The sequence below is a fragment of the Streptomyces sp. NPDC048637 genome (assembly GCF_040650675.1).
Classification (GTDB): domain Bacteria; phylum Actinomycetota; class Actinomycetes; order Streptomycetales; family Streptomycetaceae; genus Streptomyces.
In genome coordinates this window covers 70,708-89,922 of record NZ_JBEZHQ010000008.1, presented here as the reverse complement: position 1 = coordinate 89,922, position 19,215 = coordinate 70,708, and the positions used below count along the sequence as shown (strand labels likewise).

At 66.3% G+C, this 19,215-nt stretch carries 14 protein-coding genes and 4 pseudogenes; 9 read left to right on the top strand and 9 right to left on the bottom strand.

Annotation, left to right across the window (positions count from 1 at the left end):
- Positions 1-53 precede the first annotated feature (53 nt).
- A complete protein-coding gene (locus AB0C46_RS13575; protein ID WP_362827978.1) occupies positions 54-185 on the top strand; it encodes a hypothetical protein in 132 nt (43 codons plus the stop codon).
- Between the two features lie 505 nt (positions 186-690).
- Here the strand turns inward: AB0C46_RS13575 and AB0C46_RS13570 are convergent.
- Complete coding sequence (locus AB0C46_RS13570; protein WP_362827977.1) at positions 691-1,293, bottom strand: hypothetical protein; 603 nt, start codon at positions 1,291-1,293, stop codon at positions 691-693.
- Positions 1,294-1,438: 145 nt separating this feature from the next.
- Between AB0C46_RS13570 and AB0C46_RS13565 the strand changes: the two are divergent.
- From AB0C46_RS13565 to AB0C46_RS13555, 3 genes and pseudogenes are all read left to right on the top strand, one after another.
- A pseudogene (locus AB0C46_RS13565) lies at positions 1,439-2,455 on the top strand (AAA family ATPase); the annotation flags it as partial.
- 7 nt (positions 2,456-2,462) lie between these two features.
- A pseudogene (locus tag AB0C46_RS13560) lies at positions 2,463-3,670 on the top strand (restriction endonuclease).
- Between the two features lie 114 nt (positions 3,671-3,784).
- Positions 3,785-4,593 (top strand): IS5 family transposase gene (locus AB0C46_RS13555; protein ID WP_362827976.1). Its coding sequence is split into 2 segments (ribosomal slippage): positions 3,785-4,132 and positions 4,135-4,593, totalling 807 coding nucleotides; the frame shifts between segments, so codons are not numbered across the junction.
- A 123-nt stretch (positions 4,594-4,716) separates the two neighbouring features.
- Here AB0C46_RS13555 and AB0C46_RS13550 read toward each other — a convergent pair.
- Positions 4,717-5,403 carry a TetR/AcrR family transcriptional regulator C-terminal domain-containing protein gene (locus tag AB0C46_RS13550; RefSeq protein WP_362827975.1) on the bottom strand — a complete coding sequence of 229 codons (687 nt, stop codon included), beginning with the start codon at positions 5,401-5,403 and terminating at the stop codon, positions 4,717-4,719.
- A 110-nt stretch (positions 5,404-5,513) separates the two neighbouring features.
- Between AB0C46_RS13550 and AB0C46_RS13545 the strand changes: the two genes are divergently transcribed.
- The gene (locus AB0C46_RS13545) at positions 5,514-6,479 is read left to right on the top strand and encodes an ATP-binding cassette domain-containing protein (protein WP_362827974.1); all 966 of its coding nucleotides are present in this window, start codon (positions 5,514-5,516) and stop codon (positions 6,477-6,479) included.
- Positions 6,476-7,291, top strand: a complete 816-nt coding sequence (locus AB0C46_RS13540) for an ABC transporter permease (protein WP_362827973.1) — start codon at positions 6,476-6,478, stop codon at positions 7,289-7,291. The genes AB0C46_RS13545 and AB0C46_RS13540 overlap by 4 nt, the downstream gene beginning before the upstream one ends.
- Positions 7,292-7,695: 404 nt before the next feature.
- Here AB0C46_RS13540 and AB0C46_RS13535 read toward each other — a convergent pair whose 3' ends face one another.
- The gene (locus AB0C46_RS13535) at positions 7,696-9,042 is read right to left on the bottom strand and encodes a lysine N(6)-hydroxylase/L-ornithine N(5)-oxygenase family protein (protein WP_362827972.1); all 1,347 of its coding nucleotides are present in this window, start codon (positions 9,040-9,042) and stop codon (positions 7,696-7,698) included.
- Between the two features lie 163 nt (positions 9,043-9,205).
- On the opposite strand from AB0C46_RS13535, the gene AB0C46_RS13530 reads away from it, so the two are divergent.
- Together AB0C46_RS13530 and AB0C46_RS13525 are read left to right on the top strand one after the other, a co-directional pair.
- On the top strand, positions 9,206-9,850 hold the full coding sequence (locus tag AB0C46_RS13530; RefSeq protein ID WP_362827971.1) for an FMN-binding negative transcriptional regulator: 645 nt from the start codon (positions 9,206-9,208) through the stop codon (positions 9,848-9,850).
- A 445-nt stretch (positions 9,851-10,295) separates the two neighbouring features.
- A pseudogene (locus tag AB0C46_RS13525) lies at positions 10,296-10,403 on the top strand (IS30 family transposase); the annotation flags it as partial.
- Positions 10,404-11,589: 1,186 nt separating this feature from the next.
- Here AB0C46_RS13525 and AB0C46_RS13520 read toward each other — a convergent pair.
- Positions 11,590-12,273, bottom strand: coding sequence for an LmbU family transcriptional regulator (locus AB0C46_RS13520; protein WP_362827970.1), 684 nt, complete (start codon positions 12,271-12,273; stop codon positions 11,590-11,592).
- A gap of 913 nt (positions 12,274-13,186) precedes the next feature.
- On the opposite strand from AB0C46_RS13520, the gene AB0C46_RS13515 reads away from it, so the two are divergent.
- The gene (locus tag AB0C46_RS13515; protein ID WP_362827969.1) at positions 13,187-14,404 is read left to right on the top strand and encodes a transposase; all 1,218 of its coding nucleotides are present in this window, start codon (positions 13,187-13,189) and stop codon (positions 14,402-14,404) included.
- Between the two features lie 215 nt (positions 14,405-14,619).
- On the opposite strand, the pseudogene AB0C46_RS13510 reads toward AB0C46_RS13515, so the two are convergent.
- The 5 genes and pseudogenes from AB0C46_RS13510 to AB0C46_RS13490 all read right to left on the bottom strand — a co-directional run.
- Positions 14,620-15,129: pseudogene (locus tag AB0C46_RS13510) on the bottom strand (ABC transporter permease); the annotation flags it as partial.
- Positions 15,130-15,230: 101 nt separating this feature from the next.
- Positions 15,231-15,479, bottom strand: a complete 249-nt coding sequence (locus AB0C46_RS13505; RefSeq protein WP_362828142.1) for a hypothetical protein — start codon at positions 15,477-15,479, stop codon at positions 15,231-15,233.
- An 84-nt stretch (positions 15,480-15,563) separates the two neighbouring features.
- Positions 15,564-16,760: an NAD(P)/FAD-dependent oxidoreductase gene (locus AB0C46_RS13500; RefSeq protein ID WP_362827968.1), complete on the bottom strand. Its 1,197-nt coding sequence runs from the start codon at positions 16,758-16,760 to the stop codon at positions 15,564-15,566.
- 9 nt (positions 16,761-16,769) lie between these two features.
- The gene (locus AB0C46_RS13495) at positions 16,770-17,963 is read right to left on the bottom strand and encodes a cytochrome P450 (RefSeq protein WP_362827967.1); all 1,194 of its coding nucleotides are present in this window, start codon (positions 17,961-17,963) and stop codon (positions 16,770-16,772) included.
- A 40-nt stretch (positions 17,964-18,003) separates the two neighbouring features.
- Positions 18,004-19,200: a cytochrome P450 gene (locus AB0C46_RS13490; RefSeq protein ID WP_362827966.1), complete on the bottom strand. Its 1,197-nt coding sequence runs from the start codon at positions 19,198-19,200 to the stop codon at positions 18,004-18,006.
- Positions 19,201-19,215: the final 15 nt, after the last annotated feature.

Genomic DNA, 19,215 nt, shown 5'->3' with positions numbered 1-19,215 from the left:
AGGCGCCACTCGTTCAGGGACGACACCGTCGCAAGCAGCTTGCCGGAAGCCAGATGGCCGGATCCGGGGCCGGGTTCGGTCTCGGCCTGGGCGGCCTTGCGGGCCTCCAGCGCGACAGCGTCAGCGGTCAGGGCCGCGGCGAGGCCGGCGACGACATGCTCATGAGGCAGGTGCCGGCCCAGTAGCAGCACCTCGATCAGAGCCCGGGTGCCGTCCCGCTCACCGTGCATCTTCTTGGCCTGGTCCCACCAGGCATCATGGACCGGGGTGAACTTGCCGGCCGACCGGGCCTGTTCGAGCGCGGTGGAGCCGGGAAAGGCGCCGGGCTTGCGGACCAGAACCTCCAGATAGTGGTCCAGATCCAGGCGGACGGCGCCCTTGGCGATCAACCGCTCGTGCCGGGCCACTTCCACGTTCTTGTCGTAAACCACCAGGTGAGAAGCGTGCAGCACGACCCGAACCCGTCTCCCGATCAGCCTGATCGGGACGGAGTAGCGGTTGGTGCGGACCGGGATCTGGCCGTAGCGGTCGACCCGCGGCGTGAACAGCCGGCCCGTCTCGAACGGTTCGTCGGGCAGCGGCCGCAGCAGCGGCTGTTCGAGCGCGAAGCACTCCGCGATCGTCTTGGACCTGGACCCGATGCGGCGGGCGTCGTCCTGCCGGTCCCACTGCTCGACCATCTCGTTCAGCTCAGCGAGCGAGGAGACTTCCGGGACCGGAACGAAGTAATTGCGGCGGAAATAGCCGATCTGGCCTTCGACTCCGCCCTTCTCGTGGGCCCCTTCGATGCCTGGCCGGCAGTAGAAACTCTCGATGCCGAAGTGCGACTTGAACGCGATCCACCGTTCCGCTTCCACCCGGGCCCGGCTCAGCCCCAGCACCTGGGCGACGGCAGCGGTGGGTCTGCGGGATGAACGCCTCCAGCGGCGCCTTGCCGGACTCGACCAGGATCTCGGGCTTCCGGCCGGCGACGTAGTAGCGGACCATCCCGTAGGAAACATCCGCCCCATGTTCCTCGACCAGCCGGTGAAAGATCCGGGTGACCATATGCCGCTGCTTGCGCGGCGCATCCAGATCCGATCGCAGGATCTCATCGATCACCGGCTTGAACGGGTCCAGGCCGGTCGCCCGCGGCGGGAGCTTCTTGCGCGGCTCCGGCCAGGACGAGTCCAACGCCTTGCGCACCGTCCGCCACGTCACGCCGTGCTTGCGTTCAAGCTCCCGCATCGACATGCCGTCACGATTGTCACGCCGGATCGCCGCGTACAGCTCGACCTTCGACATCTGCGGCATGACCAGCACCTTTCACCAAGAGCATCCCGATGCTGCCCTGGCAAGAGACCCGGTGCCTCCCAAACTCATCAACATCACCCGACCGTGGTTTGGAGTGCCTCCCAAACTCATCGACAGGTGACGTCACTACTGCTCGATAAAGCCAGTCGTTGACCTCACCGCCGTCCAGGCCCTGATCGACAGCCTCGGAGTGAGCGATGAAGAGCTTTTCGACTGGGCCGCCGAGGCCACATAACGCGACCCGAGCATCGAGATCCCGGCGCTCACCGCCCGCCGCGAGCTGGAGCTGCCCGAGCCCACCGACGAACTGGCCACGAAGCTCCTCGTACACGACACCGCATGGCTCCGCGAAGTACGCGATCTGCTCTGGGACGAGCGGCAGTTGGTGCTGTACGGACCGCCGGGGACGGGGAAGACCTACCTTGCGCTGGAGCTGGCTGAATTCCTCGGCGGCGGACCCGAGCAGGTCAAGCTTGTCCAGTTCCACCCGGCCTACGCCTACGAGGACTTCTTCGAAGGTTTCCGACCACAGAAGGATCCGGAGACCAGGGATGTCGCCTTCCGGCTCACCGCCGGCCCGCTGCGCGAGCTGGCCGACCTCGCCTCCCGTGAGGGCAACCGCCATATCCCGCACTTCCTCGTCATCGACGAGATCAATCGCGCCAACCTGGCCAAGGTCTTCGGTGAGCTGTACTTCCTGCTGGAGTACCGCAACAAATCGGTGCGTCTGACCTACTCTCGCGACGACTTCGCGCTGCCGCCGAACCTCTTTGTGATCGGGACCATGAACACCGCGGACCGGTCCATCGCCCTCGTGGACACGGCAATGCGGCGCCGATTCGCCTTCGTCGAGCTGTCGCCGCGCACCGAGCCGACAAGCGGGCTGCTCCGGCGCTGGCTGGCCGACCAGGGCAAGGGTGCGGAGCCAGCCGATCTGCTCGATGCGCTCAACTCCCGTATTGACGATCCGGATTTCCGGATCGGGCCCTCGTATCTCATGAAGAAGGGCGTCTACCGGGACGGCGGGCTGGAGCGCACCTGGCGTACGAAGATCCTGCCCCTGCTGGAGGAGCACCACTACGGAGAGGGCATCGACATCGAGCAGCGATACGGGCTCAGCGCGTTGCGGGCTTCACTGGAGTCGCTGGAATCGTCGTCGTGACCGCACCATCGACCTCGTCGAGTACGCCCCCGCCGTCAGCCACCCCCTCCCGGACCCGGTCGGCCGGGCCCTCGCCGCCGCGCGGATCGTGGAAGAGGCGGCCCCCGACCCGTACGCCCCGGGACTCTGGCGGCTGCGGGCGGGCAGCAAGGTCGGCGCGGTGACCGTCGGAGCGCCCGGCTGCACCCCGTTCACCCTCCGCATCCGGCCCAAAGTCCCCATCGCCCGACTCTTCTTCCTCCTCGGCTACAGCCTGGATCCGGGACGGAGTTGGCGGGACGAGCAGGTGCTGGTGGCCGAGCACCACGACCTGCTGCCCACCCTCGCCCACGCCATGGAGCGGCAGGTGGACCGGGCGCTGCGGCAGGGACTACTACAGGGCTACCGGGCGACGGAAGAGGCCGCCCTCTTCGTCCGGGGGCGGATCCGGGAGGCCGAGCAGATACGCCGCCGCTTCGGGGCCATGTTGCCCGTGGAGGTGGCGTATGACGAATTCACCACCGACATCGCGGAGAACCGGATCCTGCGGGCGGCGGTGGAGCGCTTGCTACGCCTGCCCGGCGTGCCGCGCGAGGTACGCCGGCGGCTACTGCACCAACGGGCCCGACTCGCCGACGTCACCCCGATCGTGCGCGGGCATCCCCTCCCCGGTTGGCACCCCACCCGCCTGAACTCCCGCTACCACCACGCCCTCCACCTCGCCCGCGTCGTCCTGGACGGCGCGTCCGCCGAGCACACGATGGGCGGGCTGTGCATCGACGGCTTCCTGTTCGACATGAACACTCTCTTCGAGGACTTCGTGACGGTCGCGCTGCGCGAGGTCTTCCGCGGCTCGGACCGCACCGGCCGCCTCCAGGACCCGCACCACCTCGACGAAGGCGGCGCAATCCGCATGAAGCCGGACTTCGTGCTGTACGGGCCGCAGGACGCTCCGCTGGCAGTGGCGGACGCCAAGTACAAGGCCGAGAAGCGGGGCGGCTATCCGGATGCGGACCTGTACCAAATGCTGGCCTACTGCACCGCGTTGGGACTGCCGGAAGGACACCTCATCTATGCGAAGGGGAATGTGCCCCATGCGTCCCACCGGGTGCGGCACGCCGGTACGTCCTCCATCAGCACGCGCTGGACCTCGACCAGCAGCCGGCAGGGCTCCTGTCAGATATCGCGGCCGTGGCGCAGCAGATAAACCGCCCTGCTCCTCGTCTCACTCCGTGAGTTGCCCCTCCTGGCTATCCACCTACGAAGCGGTACTCGACACACCATCAACTACGCCCGCCTCAGCCGCATAAGACGTCGTTTCCTTTGGGGTGGTGAGTCGTTGTGCTGGGCATGACGAGTCTTACTGAGCGCATGGTGCCTGAGGAGTTATGGGAGCTGTTTCGGCGGGTGGTACCGGAGAAGGTGGTCATACGCCCGCAGGGCGGTGGGCGACGGCGGGCTGGGGACCGCGAGTGCCTGGCGGCGATCATCTTCGTCGCCACCTCCGGCTGCTCCTGGCGGCAGCTGCCACCGACGTTCGGGCCGGCGTGGCCCACCGTCTACCGTCGTTTCGCCCAGTGGTCCAAGGCCCGCGTCTGGGCCCGCCTGCACCGCGTCATCCTCGACGAGCTGGGGGCGGCCGGCGAGCTGGACTGGTCGCGTTGTGCCATCGACTCCGTCAGCGTGCGGGCTCTCAAAGGGGGCTCCTGACGGGACCGAATCCGACCGATCGCGGCAAGAACGGATCGAAAATCCACCTCATCGTCGACCGCAACGGCCTTCCCCTCGCAGTCGGCATCTCCGGCGCCAACACCCACGACAGCCTGGCCCTGCAACCGCTGGTCCGCTCCATCCCACCCGTCCGCAGTCGCCGCGGACCGCGTCGAAGGCGCCCGGGCAGGCTGCACGCAGACAAGGGCTATGACTACGACCATCAGCGTCGATGGCTACGAGCGCGCGGCATCACACCCCGCATCGCCCGCCGCGGGAAGGAGTCCTCCCAGCGGCTGGGTCGGCACCGCTGGGTCGTCGAGCGCACCATGTCCTGGCTCTCCGGCTGCCGTCGACTGCATCGACGCTACGAGCGCAACCCCGAGCACTTCCTCGCCTTCACCGCCATAGCCACCAGCCTCATCAACCACCGACGACTCACCAAGTGAAACGACGTCTAAGCCCATGTCCACGATCCGGGGTCAGGGCCCGTTGCTGCGATGCGGTGACCGCCGGCAGTCCTCCCGGGAAGTCGATGTTGGGTGGCCCGTCGCTGATTGCTGGACCGCCCACTAGCTCAGCCGGGCAACGCCCCTGTTGAGCCTTACCGACATACCGTCGAGGACAACACCGAGCCCGAACTCAAGTGCCTCGGTGCGCGCCGCGCGCGGCAACTGCGCCTGTTCCGCCGCCCGTGCCTTCAGTCGAGGGAACTGGGCCACGATCTGGTCGGCGTTGGCCATGGCTTCCTGCATTCGCCGCTGCACTTCCTCGCTGTCCTTCTGGCTCCTCAATACCATGGCCTGTGCGGAGTCCTGGTAGGCAGCGCCGACCACGAACGTAAACAGCGTGTTGACCGCCCAGTCGAGGTCGACCCCGGTGAAACCCGCGGCCTCGAAGATGGCATAGCTGTGGTCCTGGTAGCGAGCCATTCCGATGCCGTAGGTCAGGCAGCTGGGGATCGCGGGGATCAGCCAGTGATGTGTAACACCGAGCCCATACATGCTGCGCGCCAGCTCGACAGCGGCCTCCCGCCATCCCACCTCATCGGGGTCGAGCACGGAAATCTCGCCCCAGATCTGGTCACTGGCCAGCGCGATCAGGTTCTCCTTGCTCTGTACGTGCCAGTACACCGATGTCGCGGCCGAACCGAGACGTTGCCCGAGGCGCCGCATACTCAGGCCGTCGAGGCCCTCCTCGTCGAGCAGCTCGATGGCAGCACTGACGATTTGCGCCCGGCTCAAGGTTCGACGAGTCATGCACCCATCCTAACTTGAACACTGTCCGAGACTCACTTGCGCACCGTTCAAGAGCTATCGTACGCTGTTCAAGTCTTACTTGAACAGCGTACGAGAGGGGCCGATCACGGATGCCTGAAGCCGACAGCGCCACCGCGGTGTGGGTGCGGGGGCTGCGTAAGTCCTATGGCACGAAGGAGGTGCTGGCGGGCATAGATCTCGAAGTGCCCACCGGCAGCGTGTTCGCCCTGCTGGGGCCGAACGGTGCTGGGAAGACCACCACGGTGCACATCTGCAGCACCCTCGTCCAGGCCGACGACGGCCAAGTCCGCATCGCCGGCCATGACTTGAAGCAAGAACCCAACGCCGTCCGCTCGGCCATCGGGCTCACCGGTCAGTTCGCAGCGGTGGACAAGCTGCTCACCGGCGAGGAGAACCTGCGTCTGATCGCCAACCTTCGGCACCTTGACCGCACGGCCGCCCGCCGCCGGATCGCGGACCTTCTGGAGCTGTTCGAGCTCGGTGACGCGGCGAAGAAGCCGCTGCACACGTACTCCGGCGGCATGCGCCGCAAACTCGATCTAGCCCTGACCCTGCTGGACGAGCCCCAGGTCATCTTCCTGGACGAGCCCACAACCGGCCTCGATCCCCGCAGCCGACAGGCGATGTGGGACATCGTCCGCGATGTTGTGGCCCACGGGACCACGGTCTTCCTCACCACCCAGTACCTAGAGGAGGCCGATCGGCTCGCCGACCGGATCGCCGTGCTCGACGGCGGCAAGCTCGTCGCCGAAGGCACCTCCGAGCAGCTGAAGGCTCGGATCGGTGGTGGTCGTATCGAGCTGCGCTTCGCCGACGCCGTCACCCTCGATGCCGCGGCCCGCGCGGTGCCGGGATCGACGCGTGAGGAAGAGACGTTAACCCTTAGCGCCGCGATGGACGCCGCCGGTACGCGCTCGATCCGGGCCGTGCTCGACCAGCTCGACCACGCGCGGATCGAACCGCTCGCACTGTCGGTACAGACCCCTCACCTCGACGATGTCTTCCTCGCGCTGACCGGCGCGACCAACGAGAAAGAAGGGAGCGTGACACGATGAGCAGCGCCACCATCGCTCCGGCCCCGCGCAAGGCAACCCCACACCCGTTCAGCGACGCGCTCACCATGCTCGGACGCAACCTCAAGCGTATGCAGCGCGATCCGTCCCAGGTGATCGTCGTCATCGCCCTGCCGGTGGTCTTCCTGCTGCTGTTCGTCTACGTCTTCGGCAACACCCTCAGCACCGGCATCGGCGTCCACGGGACCGCCGGCTACCTCAGCTATGTCGTCCCCGGCATCCTCGTCATCGGCGTCGCCGCCGGCGCCCAAGGCACGTCCATCTCGGTGAACACCGACATGACGGAGGGGATCATCGCGCGCTTCCGAACCATGGCCATCGCCCGTGGCGCGGTGCTGACCGGCCACGTCGTGGGCGCCATCATCCAGACCTTCCTCGGCATGCTCGGTGTGATGGCCATCTCCCTCCTGCTCGGCTACCGGCCTGCCGCGGACATCGCGGACTGGTTCGGGGTAGTCGGTGTTCTTGCCCTGATCGCGTTCGCCCTCAGCTGGCTGTCCGTCGCCATGGGCACCTTCGCGAACTCCGCAACGGTCGCCAGCAACCTGCCCATGCCCCTGGTTCTACTGCCGTGCCTGGGCAGCGGCTTCGTGCCAGCCGGCTCCATGCCCGACGGACTGCGTTGGTTCTCGGAGCACCAGCCCTTCACCCCGTTTATCGAGTGCATCAGGAGCCTCCTCAAGGGCGCGCCCGCCGGCGACGACTTCCTGGCCACTGCCATCTGGTGCGTGGCGATCGCCCTTCTCGGCTACACCTGGGCACTGGCTCAGTACAACCGGAAGTCCATTCGCTGAAATCCAGTGGCCGGCCAGCCTCACACTCGAAAGACGCCAGTGACACCCGGCACGGCCTGGGTGGCGCCACCTCCCCGCCTGTCACCTTGTCCGCCGTCTTCCCCCCTCACCACCACAGGTGAGGGGGAAGGAGAGGTGCACTGCAACCGGCAGCAGCAAGACCGGCGTGCTGTGTCTGGCCCCGGGAGGAACTCGGCGTGGAGGATGAGGAGTTGCGCGGACGACATCTCAGGCCATCGGCCGCTTCCGGGCTCCCCTGTCGCCCGAGGGCGGTGCCGGATAGCCATGGGGTGGGCGGCCTTCGGCCTCAGCGTCAGCGAAGGAAGAGCTGACACTGCGTCGCATACGAGAGGGCGGCGGACAGCGTCCGACCTGCGGCGATTCCGCGAGTGCGGTGGCAGTATTCAGCTGCCGTCGTGGCCGACCTCAACGGGGACCGCCTGGTCCACGCCCCGCTTCGCCCGGCTGGCAATGATCGAGTCGGCGATCTCGCCACTGCGTACGGCGATGTTCGACAGCAGCGAGGAGGTGAGACCGTGGGTGTGCTCGGTGCCGCCCTGGAGGTAGAGCCCACAGGGCAGTTCCGAGCTGGTGGTGATGCGGTAGTCCCGCTCCACTCGGTACCGTCCCGTCTCGTCGCGCAGGCAGAAGCGGTCAAGGTCCCCGAGCAGACCGGTGGGCTCCATCGCGTCGTAGCCCGTCGCACAGACCAGGGCGTCGAAGTCGAGGTCGTATACATCGCCGTTGAGTCCCGCCTGCAGGGAGACCCGCGTCTCGGCACCGGCGCGCTTGACACCGGAGACCCTCGTCAGGTTGAGGAAGTGCAGGCGTTCGGTGCCGCTTACCTCGTCGTCGTACGTGCGCCGGTACAGGTCCCTGATCACCTCATCGTCAACGACCGAGTAGTTCGTGTTGCGGTGGTACCGCCAGAAGGCTTCACGCGTCTGCTCGGTGCCGTAGTAGTAGTCGTCGACCGCGCTCGGATCGAAGATCTGGTTGGCGAAGGGAGTGTCGTCCGCGACGGAGTAGCCGTAGGACGGGATGATCGCCCACACCTCTGCGTGCGGGAGCTCGTCGTACAGGAACCGGGTGATCTCGGCCGCGCTCTGCCCCGCCCCGACCACCGCCACACGGCGTAGTTCACCCGGATTCATCCGCCGGTACTTCGCCAGGAACTCGGAGCTGTGCCAGACCCGTTCGTCGCGTTCTGCTCCGTCGGGCATGTTCGGGACGAGCCCCGTCGAGATGACGACGTTCCGTGCATTGATCACACGGGCGCCTCGGCCGGTGACGTCCTGGACCTCAATCTCCAGATGGCCTGCCGACTTCGGATTGGCGCCGTGCGGTAGCCGAATCGACATCACTTCCGAGCCATATGTAACGAAATGCGCCACGCGTGCCTGCGCCCACTCCAGGTACTGGTGGAACTCCTGACGCGTCGGGAAGAAATCCTGATTGTTGGCGAACTGGGGCAGCCGACCCGAGGAGTGCAGATACGCGATGAAGCTGAAACTCGACGTCGGATCACGGAACGTGACCAGATCCTTGAGAAAGGATATCTGCATGGTCGCCGACGGCAGCAGCATGTTGCGGTGCCAGCCGAACGCAGGCTGACGTTCGAAGAAGGTGGCGCTGATCCCATGCCCCCGAGCGTTCTCCCGATGCTCGTTCAGGGCGACGGCGAGCGACAGGTTGGACGGGCCGAAACCGACACCGACCACGTCGTAGGTCTCGTGTTCACGATAACCCATTGAGAATTCTCCACATCCCTTGAGAACCACGTCCGAGCGAGCTTCAATTGCCGTCGGCCGCCCGCCAAGGTAGACCTACGCGATGAACCAATCAAGGCATCCGTGTCCCGTCGGCAGGACATAAATTGCAGACGTAGAATTCCCCCGAAAGGATCGATACTCGATGTTCGTACCTTGCCAGTATCGCGAGCCAGAAGGTATGTGGATGGTCGATCTCATACGCCGTAACCCTTTGGCACTTCTGACGACCAATGGCACCACCGCCGACGGTCCGCTCGCGACGCATCTGCCTGTTATTCAGGACCCACGGATGACCGAGGAGTGGAGTAGCGATCTGTCCGGAGCACTCCTGCTCGGGCACCTGAACCGGAAGAACCCGCACTGGTCGGCACTCCGGTCGGGCGATGTGGTGCTGCTGGTTTTCACCGGCCCGCACGCATACGTCTCTCCGACGGTTTACCGGAAGACCCCCGCCGCGCCTACGTGGAATTTCACCGCGGTGCATGTGCACGGTGTCGTCGAGAAGATCGACTCCCTGGAAGAGACGCTCGGCGTGGTGCAGTCCACCGTGCGCGCCTTCGAAGCCGAACTCGGGACCGGCTGGGACATGTCCGAGTCGGTAGGCTACTTCCGCCAGATCGTGCCCCACGTGGGCGCTTTCCGGGTACGGGTGACCGGGGCCGAGGGCATGTTCAAGCTTAGCCAGGAACAACAGCCCGAAGTCCGCGCACTGGTCCGGGAGTCCTTCGCCCGACGGGATTGCGGCCGGCATCGTGAGACCGCCGAACTCATGGGCCGACTGCAGTGACGGTATGAGGCCCGCGTTCGACGCCTGGCGTGGCCCGGACCGGTGTGTAACAACTGCATGTTGCCCTTGCGGCTCGGGCACGGTTCGGTCCCGGCGCGCAGCGCTCGTAGCGCGCGGGCCTGAGCGCCCTGCGGGGCCTGACCAAGCAGGGGCTCGAGGAGGTCCTGGAGCGCGGCTATCCCGGTCGTCGTCATTCGGCGGGAGGCGGACCGAGAGGCCATCGAGGTCGCCGTCGCACAACTCCGGAATCCGGCCTGTCCCTGCGGTCCTGAGGTGCTGCGCAGCCTACAGCCGCACACGGCATCCCTTCACGCCATGAGGCAGAGGCTGCTCTGCGCTTTGGCTTGGCCGAGCCTGTTACCGGCAACCTGCTGCTATCGCAGGGGGCGTATCACGCACAGCGCGGTCATGACCCAGACGAGCCCGAGGCCCGGGCCCTGCCCGGGTCTACTTCTGCGACCTGGCCAGCCCCTGGCAACGCGGCTCCAACGAAAACACCAACGGCCTGCTGCGACAGCACTTTCCCAAGGGCACCGGCCTGTCCGCCCACACCACCGAGCGCCTGCACGAACTGCTCGCCGCCTCGTCAACTGACCACGTGTGGCAACGACCGTTAGAAACCGCCCCTTACTCGGGGCAACCTGGAAGAGAGAGTCGAGAGAGTCGGTTGGCCGTCCGATCTTTGCAGCCATGTATTGCAGCGTCTCAGGAAATGCGCATTCTTGGCGTCCCGTTCTCCCCCTTTGGCCCTGAAAACGCTCCAGGCAATGCACTGACACGGCCGCCGCCCCACTGCTCCCTTGGAATGATCTCGCCAGCCGTGCCGAGCCCCCGGCCAGTTAGCCGATAGGGCATCAGGAAGGTCGGCATCGGGTCGGCATCAGTCCGGCTGGGGGCCGATTCCGCCTGCCACGGACCGCCAACTGCAATGGCGAAGGAGTCGGGGTATCCGACACAGCCGGACACCTTGGATCGCCTCTCCGCGATCTACAACGAGAAGCGGAACACTCCCCGGGACCAGGCCGAGCTGAGGTGAGAGCTCGGAAAGCCGCGCTTCGGCACGTACGCATCGGCGTGGCCCACACGTCAGCACCATTATGCGGACGCAAGCACACGCACGGTCAAAATGCTGCTCCACAGCCAAATGCTCCCCGCCCTGGAATCTCGGCGGATAGACACCTCTACTTCAACCATGATTGAAGACTTCATCATGTCGATGGAAGAGAGGGGCGTCGGCCTTGCTACGCATTGGGCCACCGTACGGACTTCGCATACATGGGGTTCGCCGCGGACGGTGCCCGGTACGGCCGGTGGGAACCCGAGCAGGCGTGCGCCGGGGCGGGTGAACAGGCCGGCGGGGGTATCGGCCGGCCGCTCGGCGATTTCGGTCAAGGAGCGGGCGCCGGCCAGTACCGCGCAGGCGGCCAGGGCGAGCACATAGGCCAGCGGGGGGCGCGAGCCTCGGCGTCGCGCATCAGGCAGGTGGCCCAGGTGGTGCAGCAGGCACGGCCAATCGGGTCCCGCCACGGGGTCGGCGCCGAGTTGGAGCAGGGCGGTCGCAAGGAGCGAGGCGAGGAGGCAGGCACGGTCTTCCGTTGGTGATCAGGGGCTTCGACGCTTCATGGTCGCCGGAAGCCGTGACTGCTCTGCTTCGGGGCCGCTCCCCCGTCAACGGCTAATCGGGACACCCCGCCAAGCCCCCACACCGGCAGCAAACGCGAGAACGACGCAAGCCAGACTCAGACGTTGAGCTCCGACACCTTCTCCTCGTCCTCAAGGATCTGCCCGGCCGCGCGGTCGAGCGTCACCAGGACCCACCGGTCGAAGTCGATCCCTGACTGTTCCGCCGCCTTGCGCCACCACTGGACGCGGCTACCCGGCACCGCCAGGCGGCGAGTCAGAGCGGGGCTACCACCCTCACCGTAGCCATTTTTACCGGCATCACGGATGGCATTGCGCAGTTGCTTGGTGGTCCACTTCATCTCCTCGGCCCGATCGAGCCAGCGCTCCTGCTGGTCGAGCAGGAGTGAAGCGACCTCTGCATGGTGCTGGAAGGTCAACTTGGCCCGCCGGCGGTTCAGTTCGAACCGGCGCGAGACCCAGGCATAGTTGCGTAGCGTCTGGTACTTCAGTCCAGCCGCACTAATACCCCGTTGGTATCGGTCGGCATAGTGGTCCTTGCCGTATACCAGCCAGTCGCCCAGCCACCATGAGGACGAGTCCACCACACCCGCGAGCTGGCGACCCGCCCGCTCCCAGTCGGCGAAGTCCAGATCCAGCGGCATGCGCAAGCCCACCCGCGTGGTCACCACCTCGCCGCGCCGAGGATCCGCGAAGGCGGCTCTGCGCTGCCCCTGTCTAGACACCGCGGGGATGGAAATGCGTCCCGCCCCTGTGAGCTGTGCACCGCTGTTGACGTTCATCCGGCAGGCCTCCATCACATACGATCAAACTGACGAGGAAGCTCAGGTCCCTTTTGACGAGCACGAAGCAGCAGCACCGTCGGCCATCCTCGCCTCATAGACAAAGAGGGATGCACAGCGTCCCCATGGAAATGGATTTAATTCCAGATATTTGAGAAATCCAAGCACGATTACGTGCGAATTTCACCGCACCGTGCGGCAATAACCGCAGATGGCAAAATAATTACAGGCTCGCCGAACTACACACCAGGAGCGCCGCACCGATTGCTCCATCGATCGACTCCGCCATCAGTCCCCTGTCGCAGATCCTTATACGGTCGCCATCGGACCGCTTACCTGAAGTGGCCTCCTTCGCAACTTCATGAGTTAAACCCGGAGACCCTCTCATCGGCAAGCGGCCCCCAGGCCCTCGATACGACTTACAGAAGTCGTGCACCAGTCGTGACGAACTGTGAGCAAATAGTGATCACCCTTCACTCATCCGCACCACAAAACCGACATAGTAGAGAAAAAACACCCGCGTGAGTGTGGCGCGCATACAGAAAACATCAAGATCGCCTCGAGCAAGAGCGAAATCAGTCATTCGTCGACCCGGGCACACTTCCGCGGCATCGGAGTCCGCCTCGGCGATTCACGAATGCACAATCCTGCCGCCCTTCCCGGCACACGCCCCTATAGCCGGATCCAGGCTCAGCGCGAACCACGTGATTCGGCGCCCGCAGGAGCTCGATAGAGCCGACCGCTGGCGCGTTTTAGCTGCCGTCGACTCTTTCTCATTAGCTCGGAGTCGACTCGACGCATAAGCTCCTGCCGCTTAGAAAGGGCAACAGATGAGCCGTCCCTTTCTTCAGGTAGGTAGGAATCAGCACACTGCTCGGCGGCTATCACCGCTCAAGGGACACGGGGGAGCAGCATGGTGGCGAGCTACGAGACCGACCGGCCGAATCCAGTCAATGAAGGGCTTACTACGAGCGCGGAGGACGTATCTCTCCTCACCTTCACAACCAACATTTTCGGTCATCTTCCACGAGTCGATCAGCGCAGATGGGCCCACGCATATGTGACGGCCTTACTCCGTACCAAGGGCAAGAAGTCCATCCGCCGCCTGGCCGACACCATCTCGCCCTCACCCGCGGCCACCGCCCAGTCGCTTCGCCAGTTCGTGAACCTCAGCCCCTGGGACTGGCGCCCGGTTCTGCACGCGCTGACGAGATGGGCCGAGGGACACGGGCCAGTCACGGCATGGTCGATCGGCCGGGCTCTGCTGCCCAAGCGCGGCGAGCAGTCGGTAGGCGTCCACCGGCACTTCGACCCGTCGTCCGGCCAAACCCTCAACTCGCAACTGGGCTTCGGCGCTTTCCTGCACATCGGTACAGCGCAGGTGCCGGTCGGCTGGCATCTCTACATGCCGCACAGCTGGATCGACGACCCCCGGCTGCGCCAACGCACCCGCGTGCCGGACACCGAACACTACCGGTCCCCGTGGTCGCACGCCCTTGGGCTGGTGGACGCACTGGCCGCGACGTCCGCTTCGTCGCCCGTCGTAGCCGACATGAGCGACGACCCAGACGTACGGCTGTTCATCCAGGCCCTCAACGAGCGGCGGCACACCTTGGTCGTCGCTGTTCCGCCGCACTTCAAGGTCATTCCCGGCGAACGCTCCGCCACCACATCATCCCTGCTCAGCGCGAAGACCTGCCTGTCCTCCGGCACCGTCCGGGACGTCATCGTCGCCGAACCGGACGGAGCGCAGCGGCGTACCCGCATCCTGGCCGCACCGGTCCGCCTTCCGCACTTCAGGCCCAGCAGCACTCCCGAAAGACCGCACCAGCTCTTCGCCGAGTGCGGACCAGGAAGCCGGCTCGGTCCCGTGTGGATCAGCACGCTGCCCGAGCGGCGGCTTTCGGATGCCGTCTCGCTCACCGCACTGGCGACCTCCACCACCTCCACCATCACGGCCATGGCACGTTGCTTCGGCCTCCTCGACTTCGAAGGCCGCTCCTTCCCAGGGTGGCATCACCACATGGCCCTGGTCTCCACCGCGTACGCCTTCCAACGGCTCGGCCGGTCCCGGTCCCCGATGCCGCCGAGGCTCGGCGCGTCCGCACCGGACCAGCGGGCTTCCGCCTGAGGCGGCCGGGCCGCAAAGCCATGGAGCCAACCGGCCGCGGGGCACGGAGCGGAACCGACCGTGGCTGCGCCGGGCAGGGCGGGCGGCTCTTCAGCAGTGGTATCGGCGGCGATGGCGCCGGCGGCCGTCGGGTCGTACGACATGGGGTCCTCCTGCGATCGTCGGGCGGCGTGTGGATGCCGCGAGTCGGTGAAGTGACCTGAGAGGCACGGTGGTTACCGCTTGGCGCCGGTCTTGAAGGTGCGACGCGCCCACACGTAACCGACCAGGGAGAGCGCCGCGCCCTACGAGAGGCCGATGACCGCGCTGGAGCCGATCTCGGTGCCGAGCCACAGACCGCGCAGGGTCTCGATGATCGGAGTGAAGGGCTAGTACTCGGCGAACCAGCGCAGGCCAGTGGGCATGGACTCTGTCGGCACGATGGCGCTGCCGACGAACGGCAGGAACGTCAGCGGCATCGGGATGTTGCTGGCGGTCTCCACGTTCTTGGCGACCAGCCCGATGCCCGCGGAGAGCCAGGTGAGCGCGAGCGTGAGCAGGGTAAGCAGGCCGATGGCGGCGACCCATTCGATGGGCGTTGCGCTGGGGCGGAAGCCCATCAGGAGGGCGACGCCCGTGACGAGCGTGACGCTGATCATCGTCTGGATCACACTGCCGACGACATGGCCGGTCAGGAGCGAGGCCCGGGAGATCGGCATCGTACGGAAACGGTTGACGATGCCCTCGGACTGGGGTGGGTGATCCCGCTGGTGAAGCGGGTGACGAGTGACGTCGGCGGGATCGGCGATCCGCCGGTGAAAGTGGGGGTGCGGTGGGCCAGCGGGCCCTAGCGGACCCAGCCAGTGAAGCCCCGGATGCCCGAGTCCTTGCCGCGGCCCGGCGGGCCTACGCGCTCCCCGCCGTCGAGGGCGGTGGACACGACCCGCAGCAGCCAGGCGTTGGCCGACAGTCCCTCGGCCCCGGCGCCGCCCGCCGCCACCTTCTCGATGCCCGGTAGGGAGCCGCAGAAGGCCCTCGACCTGCTGGAGAAGAAGTTCCCGACGCCCGGCCGGAGGCACTGCCGCAGTGCGGGCACAGTCCATCGGCCGCACGCACACGGGCATGCGTCGATGGGAGACATCGACATCCACCGGTCCTGACCGCACGCCACCGTGCCCTGTTACGTCGACGCCAGGAGGTCGAGCAGCTCAGGCGTGAGGAACTCATCTGCCGGACAGGCACCAGACATCACCGAGAAGTAGCGATCGGTGAGTTCAGTGCTGCCCGCGATCCCCCGGAGCAACTCGAGCTGGTGCTCGCTGGCCGCCAGCGCGGCAGTGGTGAGTGTGTTGCGGTAGTCGGCTATGAGCATGTCATTGCGCTGCAAGGCAAACCTGTTGAGCGCACGACTGAGCCGCTGCGGGTCGTGTAGCCCGTCACCAATGCAGTCGACGAGCAGCTGAACCTGGCGGAAGGCATCCGTGATGCCCCGTGCAGTGATGGAGTCCTTGTGGTGGCCGGCATCCCCCACCAGCACCCACCCGGGGCCGACGGCCTTGCGGAAGAAGTTGCGCTGGTCGCCCGTGCCGTGCAGACGCTCGAGCATACGGCCGCCGTCCATCTGCTCACGCAGCTCCGGCGCGGTGTGTTGGACCGCGGCGAGCAACGCCTCGAGTCCGTCTCCGCGCAGCTTCCCGAACCGGCGTTGCGGGAAGTACGCACCGACCAACGTCGCACCGTCGTTGGTCGGGATGGTCCCCACCCAACTCCCGGGCGCCTCGTGCAGTCGGAACCGCTGCGGCAGGTCCGACCAGTACGTGTAGTAGGCACATGTCAGTCTGGGGTCTTCGAACTCGACGGGCGCGCCGACCTTGGCGGCCACTCGGGAACGCATCCCGTCCGCGCCGACGACCAAGGTGGCACGCACGGTGTATTCGGTTCCGCCGGACCGCACCCGGGCCCCAGTCACCCGGTCACCGTCGAAGGTCAGGTCGAGCACAGTGGACTCGTCGCGGAACTCGGCGCCCGAGTCGACTGCGACCTGCGCCAGGATCGAGTCGAGGAGGTACCGACGGGGTGCGAACGCGGTGCGCACCCCGTCGACGGCCCAGGAACAGCCTTCCAGCCGGACATCCGCCACGGTGTAGCTGACCCGGTCGATCGGCGGGCACCCGGTGGCGACCAAACGGGGCAGCACACCCCACCGCTTGAGCAGCGCGACTCCGGGCTGGTGGATGAGCAGAGTGGACAGTGTGTCCCGGGGGAAGCGCCCGCGTTCCAGGAGCAGGACCCGGTATCCAGCACGTGCGAGGAGCACGGCGGTCGGGGACCCGGCAACGCGAGCGCCCACCACAACGACGTCGTATGTGTCGTTCATCCCGGACGTCTAGCGGCGCGTACGCAACGGCAGGGTCCACACCCCGGTGAAGTCGGGTGAGGTGAGGAACTCCGGTGCGCGGTCGTGGTCGACACGCAACTCGGCGAACCGGTCGAGCAGGATGCTCAGCGCGACCCGTCCCTCCAGCCGGGCCAGCGGGCCACCGAGACAGAAATGGATGCCTTGGCTGAACCCGAGGTGCGGGTTGGGGGTGCGGGAGATGTCGTAGGTGTCGGGGTCGGTGAACCGGCGCGGATCCCGGTTCGCGGCCGCGAGCCACACCTCCAGCATCTGGTCCTTGGGAATGCGCGTGCCACCGAGTTCCACGTCGACGTTGGTTGCGCGGTAGGCGGAGGCGAGCGGGCTCAGGTAACGCAGCGACTCTTCGATCGCGGGGGCTACCAGGGCTCGGTCCGCACGGACCCGCGCCATCTGCTCCGGGTACGCGTCCAAGCACAGCAGCGTGTTGCCCAACAGCATGGTGGTCGTGACGTGCCCGGCGAAGAACAGCAGGCTGGCGAAGTTGACCACCTGGTTGTCGGTGAGCCGGTCGCCGTCGACCTCGGCCTGGACCAGGCTGGTCAGCAGGTCGTCCTTGGGGTGCTTGCGCCGGTTGGCGACGTGTTCGAGCAGGTAGTCGTTCATCTTCCGCTGGTCGTCGCGCTGACTGGCGATCGAGCGGGTCTGCTCGCCGTCCTCGTCCTTGGCCTTGATCTGGCCGCGTTCGGCGAGGCTGTCGTCCGCCCACTGCTTGATCAGGTCGCGGTCTTCCCTGGGCGTACCGAACAGGTCAGCGATGACGATCATGGGCAGCGGGTAGGCAACGGCGTCAACCAGCTCGAACTCGTCGGTGTCCAGCTCGTCGATCAACGCGTTGGTCACCTTCGCGATGCTCGGCTCCAGATCAGCCACCATCTTCGGGGTGAACGCCCGGCTGATCAAGGTGCGCAGCTTCCGGTGCTCCGGCGGGTCGAGCTGGGTCAGGTTGCCGTCGAAGTCCCACTGGTCAGCCCCGGGCACGAATCTGCGGGCGACGTCGTTTGAGTAGGTCGCCGGGTCACTCAGCACCGTGACCGCCTCGGGATACCCATAGATGTGCCACATGCCCGTCTCGTCATCGAACTCGACCGGCTGGCTCGGTCGCTCACCGCGCAGCCACCGGTGGCGCGGGTGGACATTCCACAAGTCAGTGGTGGCGTTCATCGGACTCTCTTTCGCTCGGGAGTTGGTGGACGGTGCGGCATCATCCGGTGCGTAGCGGGAGCGTGGCGACCCCGATCGCATCGGGCAGTGACATGAAGGTGGGCGGCTCCGCCGGGTCGATGGACAGTGCGGGGTACCGGTCAAGCAACATGTTCAGCGCGATGGTGCTCTCCAGCCGGGCCAGTGGGGCGCCGAGGCAGAAGTGGATGCCGTGGCTGAACCCGATGTGCGGGTTGGGGTCACGGGCCGGGTCGAAGGTGTCGGGATCGGTGAACTGGCGAGGATCCCGGTTAGCCGCGCCGACCCAGACCCGCACCAGTCGGTCTGCGTCCACGTGGTGTCCGTCGAGTTCGAACTCCTTGGCGGTGGCTCGATAGATCGCGGCGACCGGGCTGAGGAAGCGCAGCGACTCCTCGACGGCACCGGACACAAGAGACCGGTCCGCACGCACCCGCGCGGCGGCCTCGGGGTACGCATCCAGGCACAGGACCAGGTTGCCGAGCAAAGCGCTGGTGGTTGCGTGGCCCACGACGAGCAACTCATTGGCGAAATTGAGCACTTGCGCGTCGGTCAGCCGGTCACCGTCGACCTCCGCCTGGACCAGGCTGGTCAGCAGATCGTCCTTGGGGTGCCTGCGCCGCTCGGCGACCTGTGCGGCCAGGTACTCGTGCATCTCGGGGACGTACCGATTGGCGGCTGCAACATCGACGTCCTCGCCGTCGGCCTCGTCGTCGAGCAGGGCGCTCGCGCTCTGCGCCATCCGGTCGACCCACTTCTTGAACAGGTCACGATCGCTCGCCGGCACGCCCAGGAGCTCGCAGATCACTATCACTGGGAGGGGGTAGGTCAGGGCAGCGACCAGCTCCAACTTGCCTTGGCTGCCCGCCTGGTCGAGCAGCTCGCGAGTGAGAGCGGCGATCCGGGGCTCCAGGTCGGCAACCGTCTTCGGAGTGAACGCCCGGCTCACGAGCTTGCGCAGCTTGCCATGCGCGGGCGGATCGGACTGCAGCAGGCTGCCTTCCTGGACCTTCTCGTCAAGCTCGGCACCTTCGTCAAGGAAGAGCCGGCCCACGTCGTTGGAGAAGATCTGCGGGCTGGTCAGCGCCTTCGCCGCTTCGAGGTAGCCATAGATGTCGATACTGCCGTCCTCGTCGAATCGGACGTTGTGCTCCGGCCGCTGTCCACGCAACCACGTGTGGTCGGGTCGGATGTTCCAACGATCAGCGAGCGTGGTCATGTTGCTCCTTGGAAG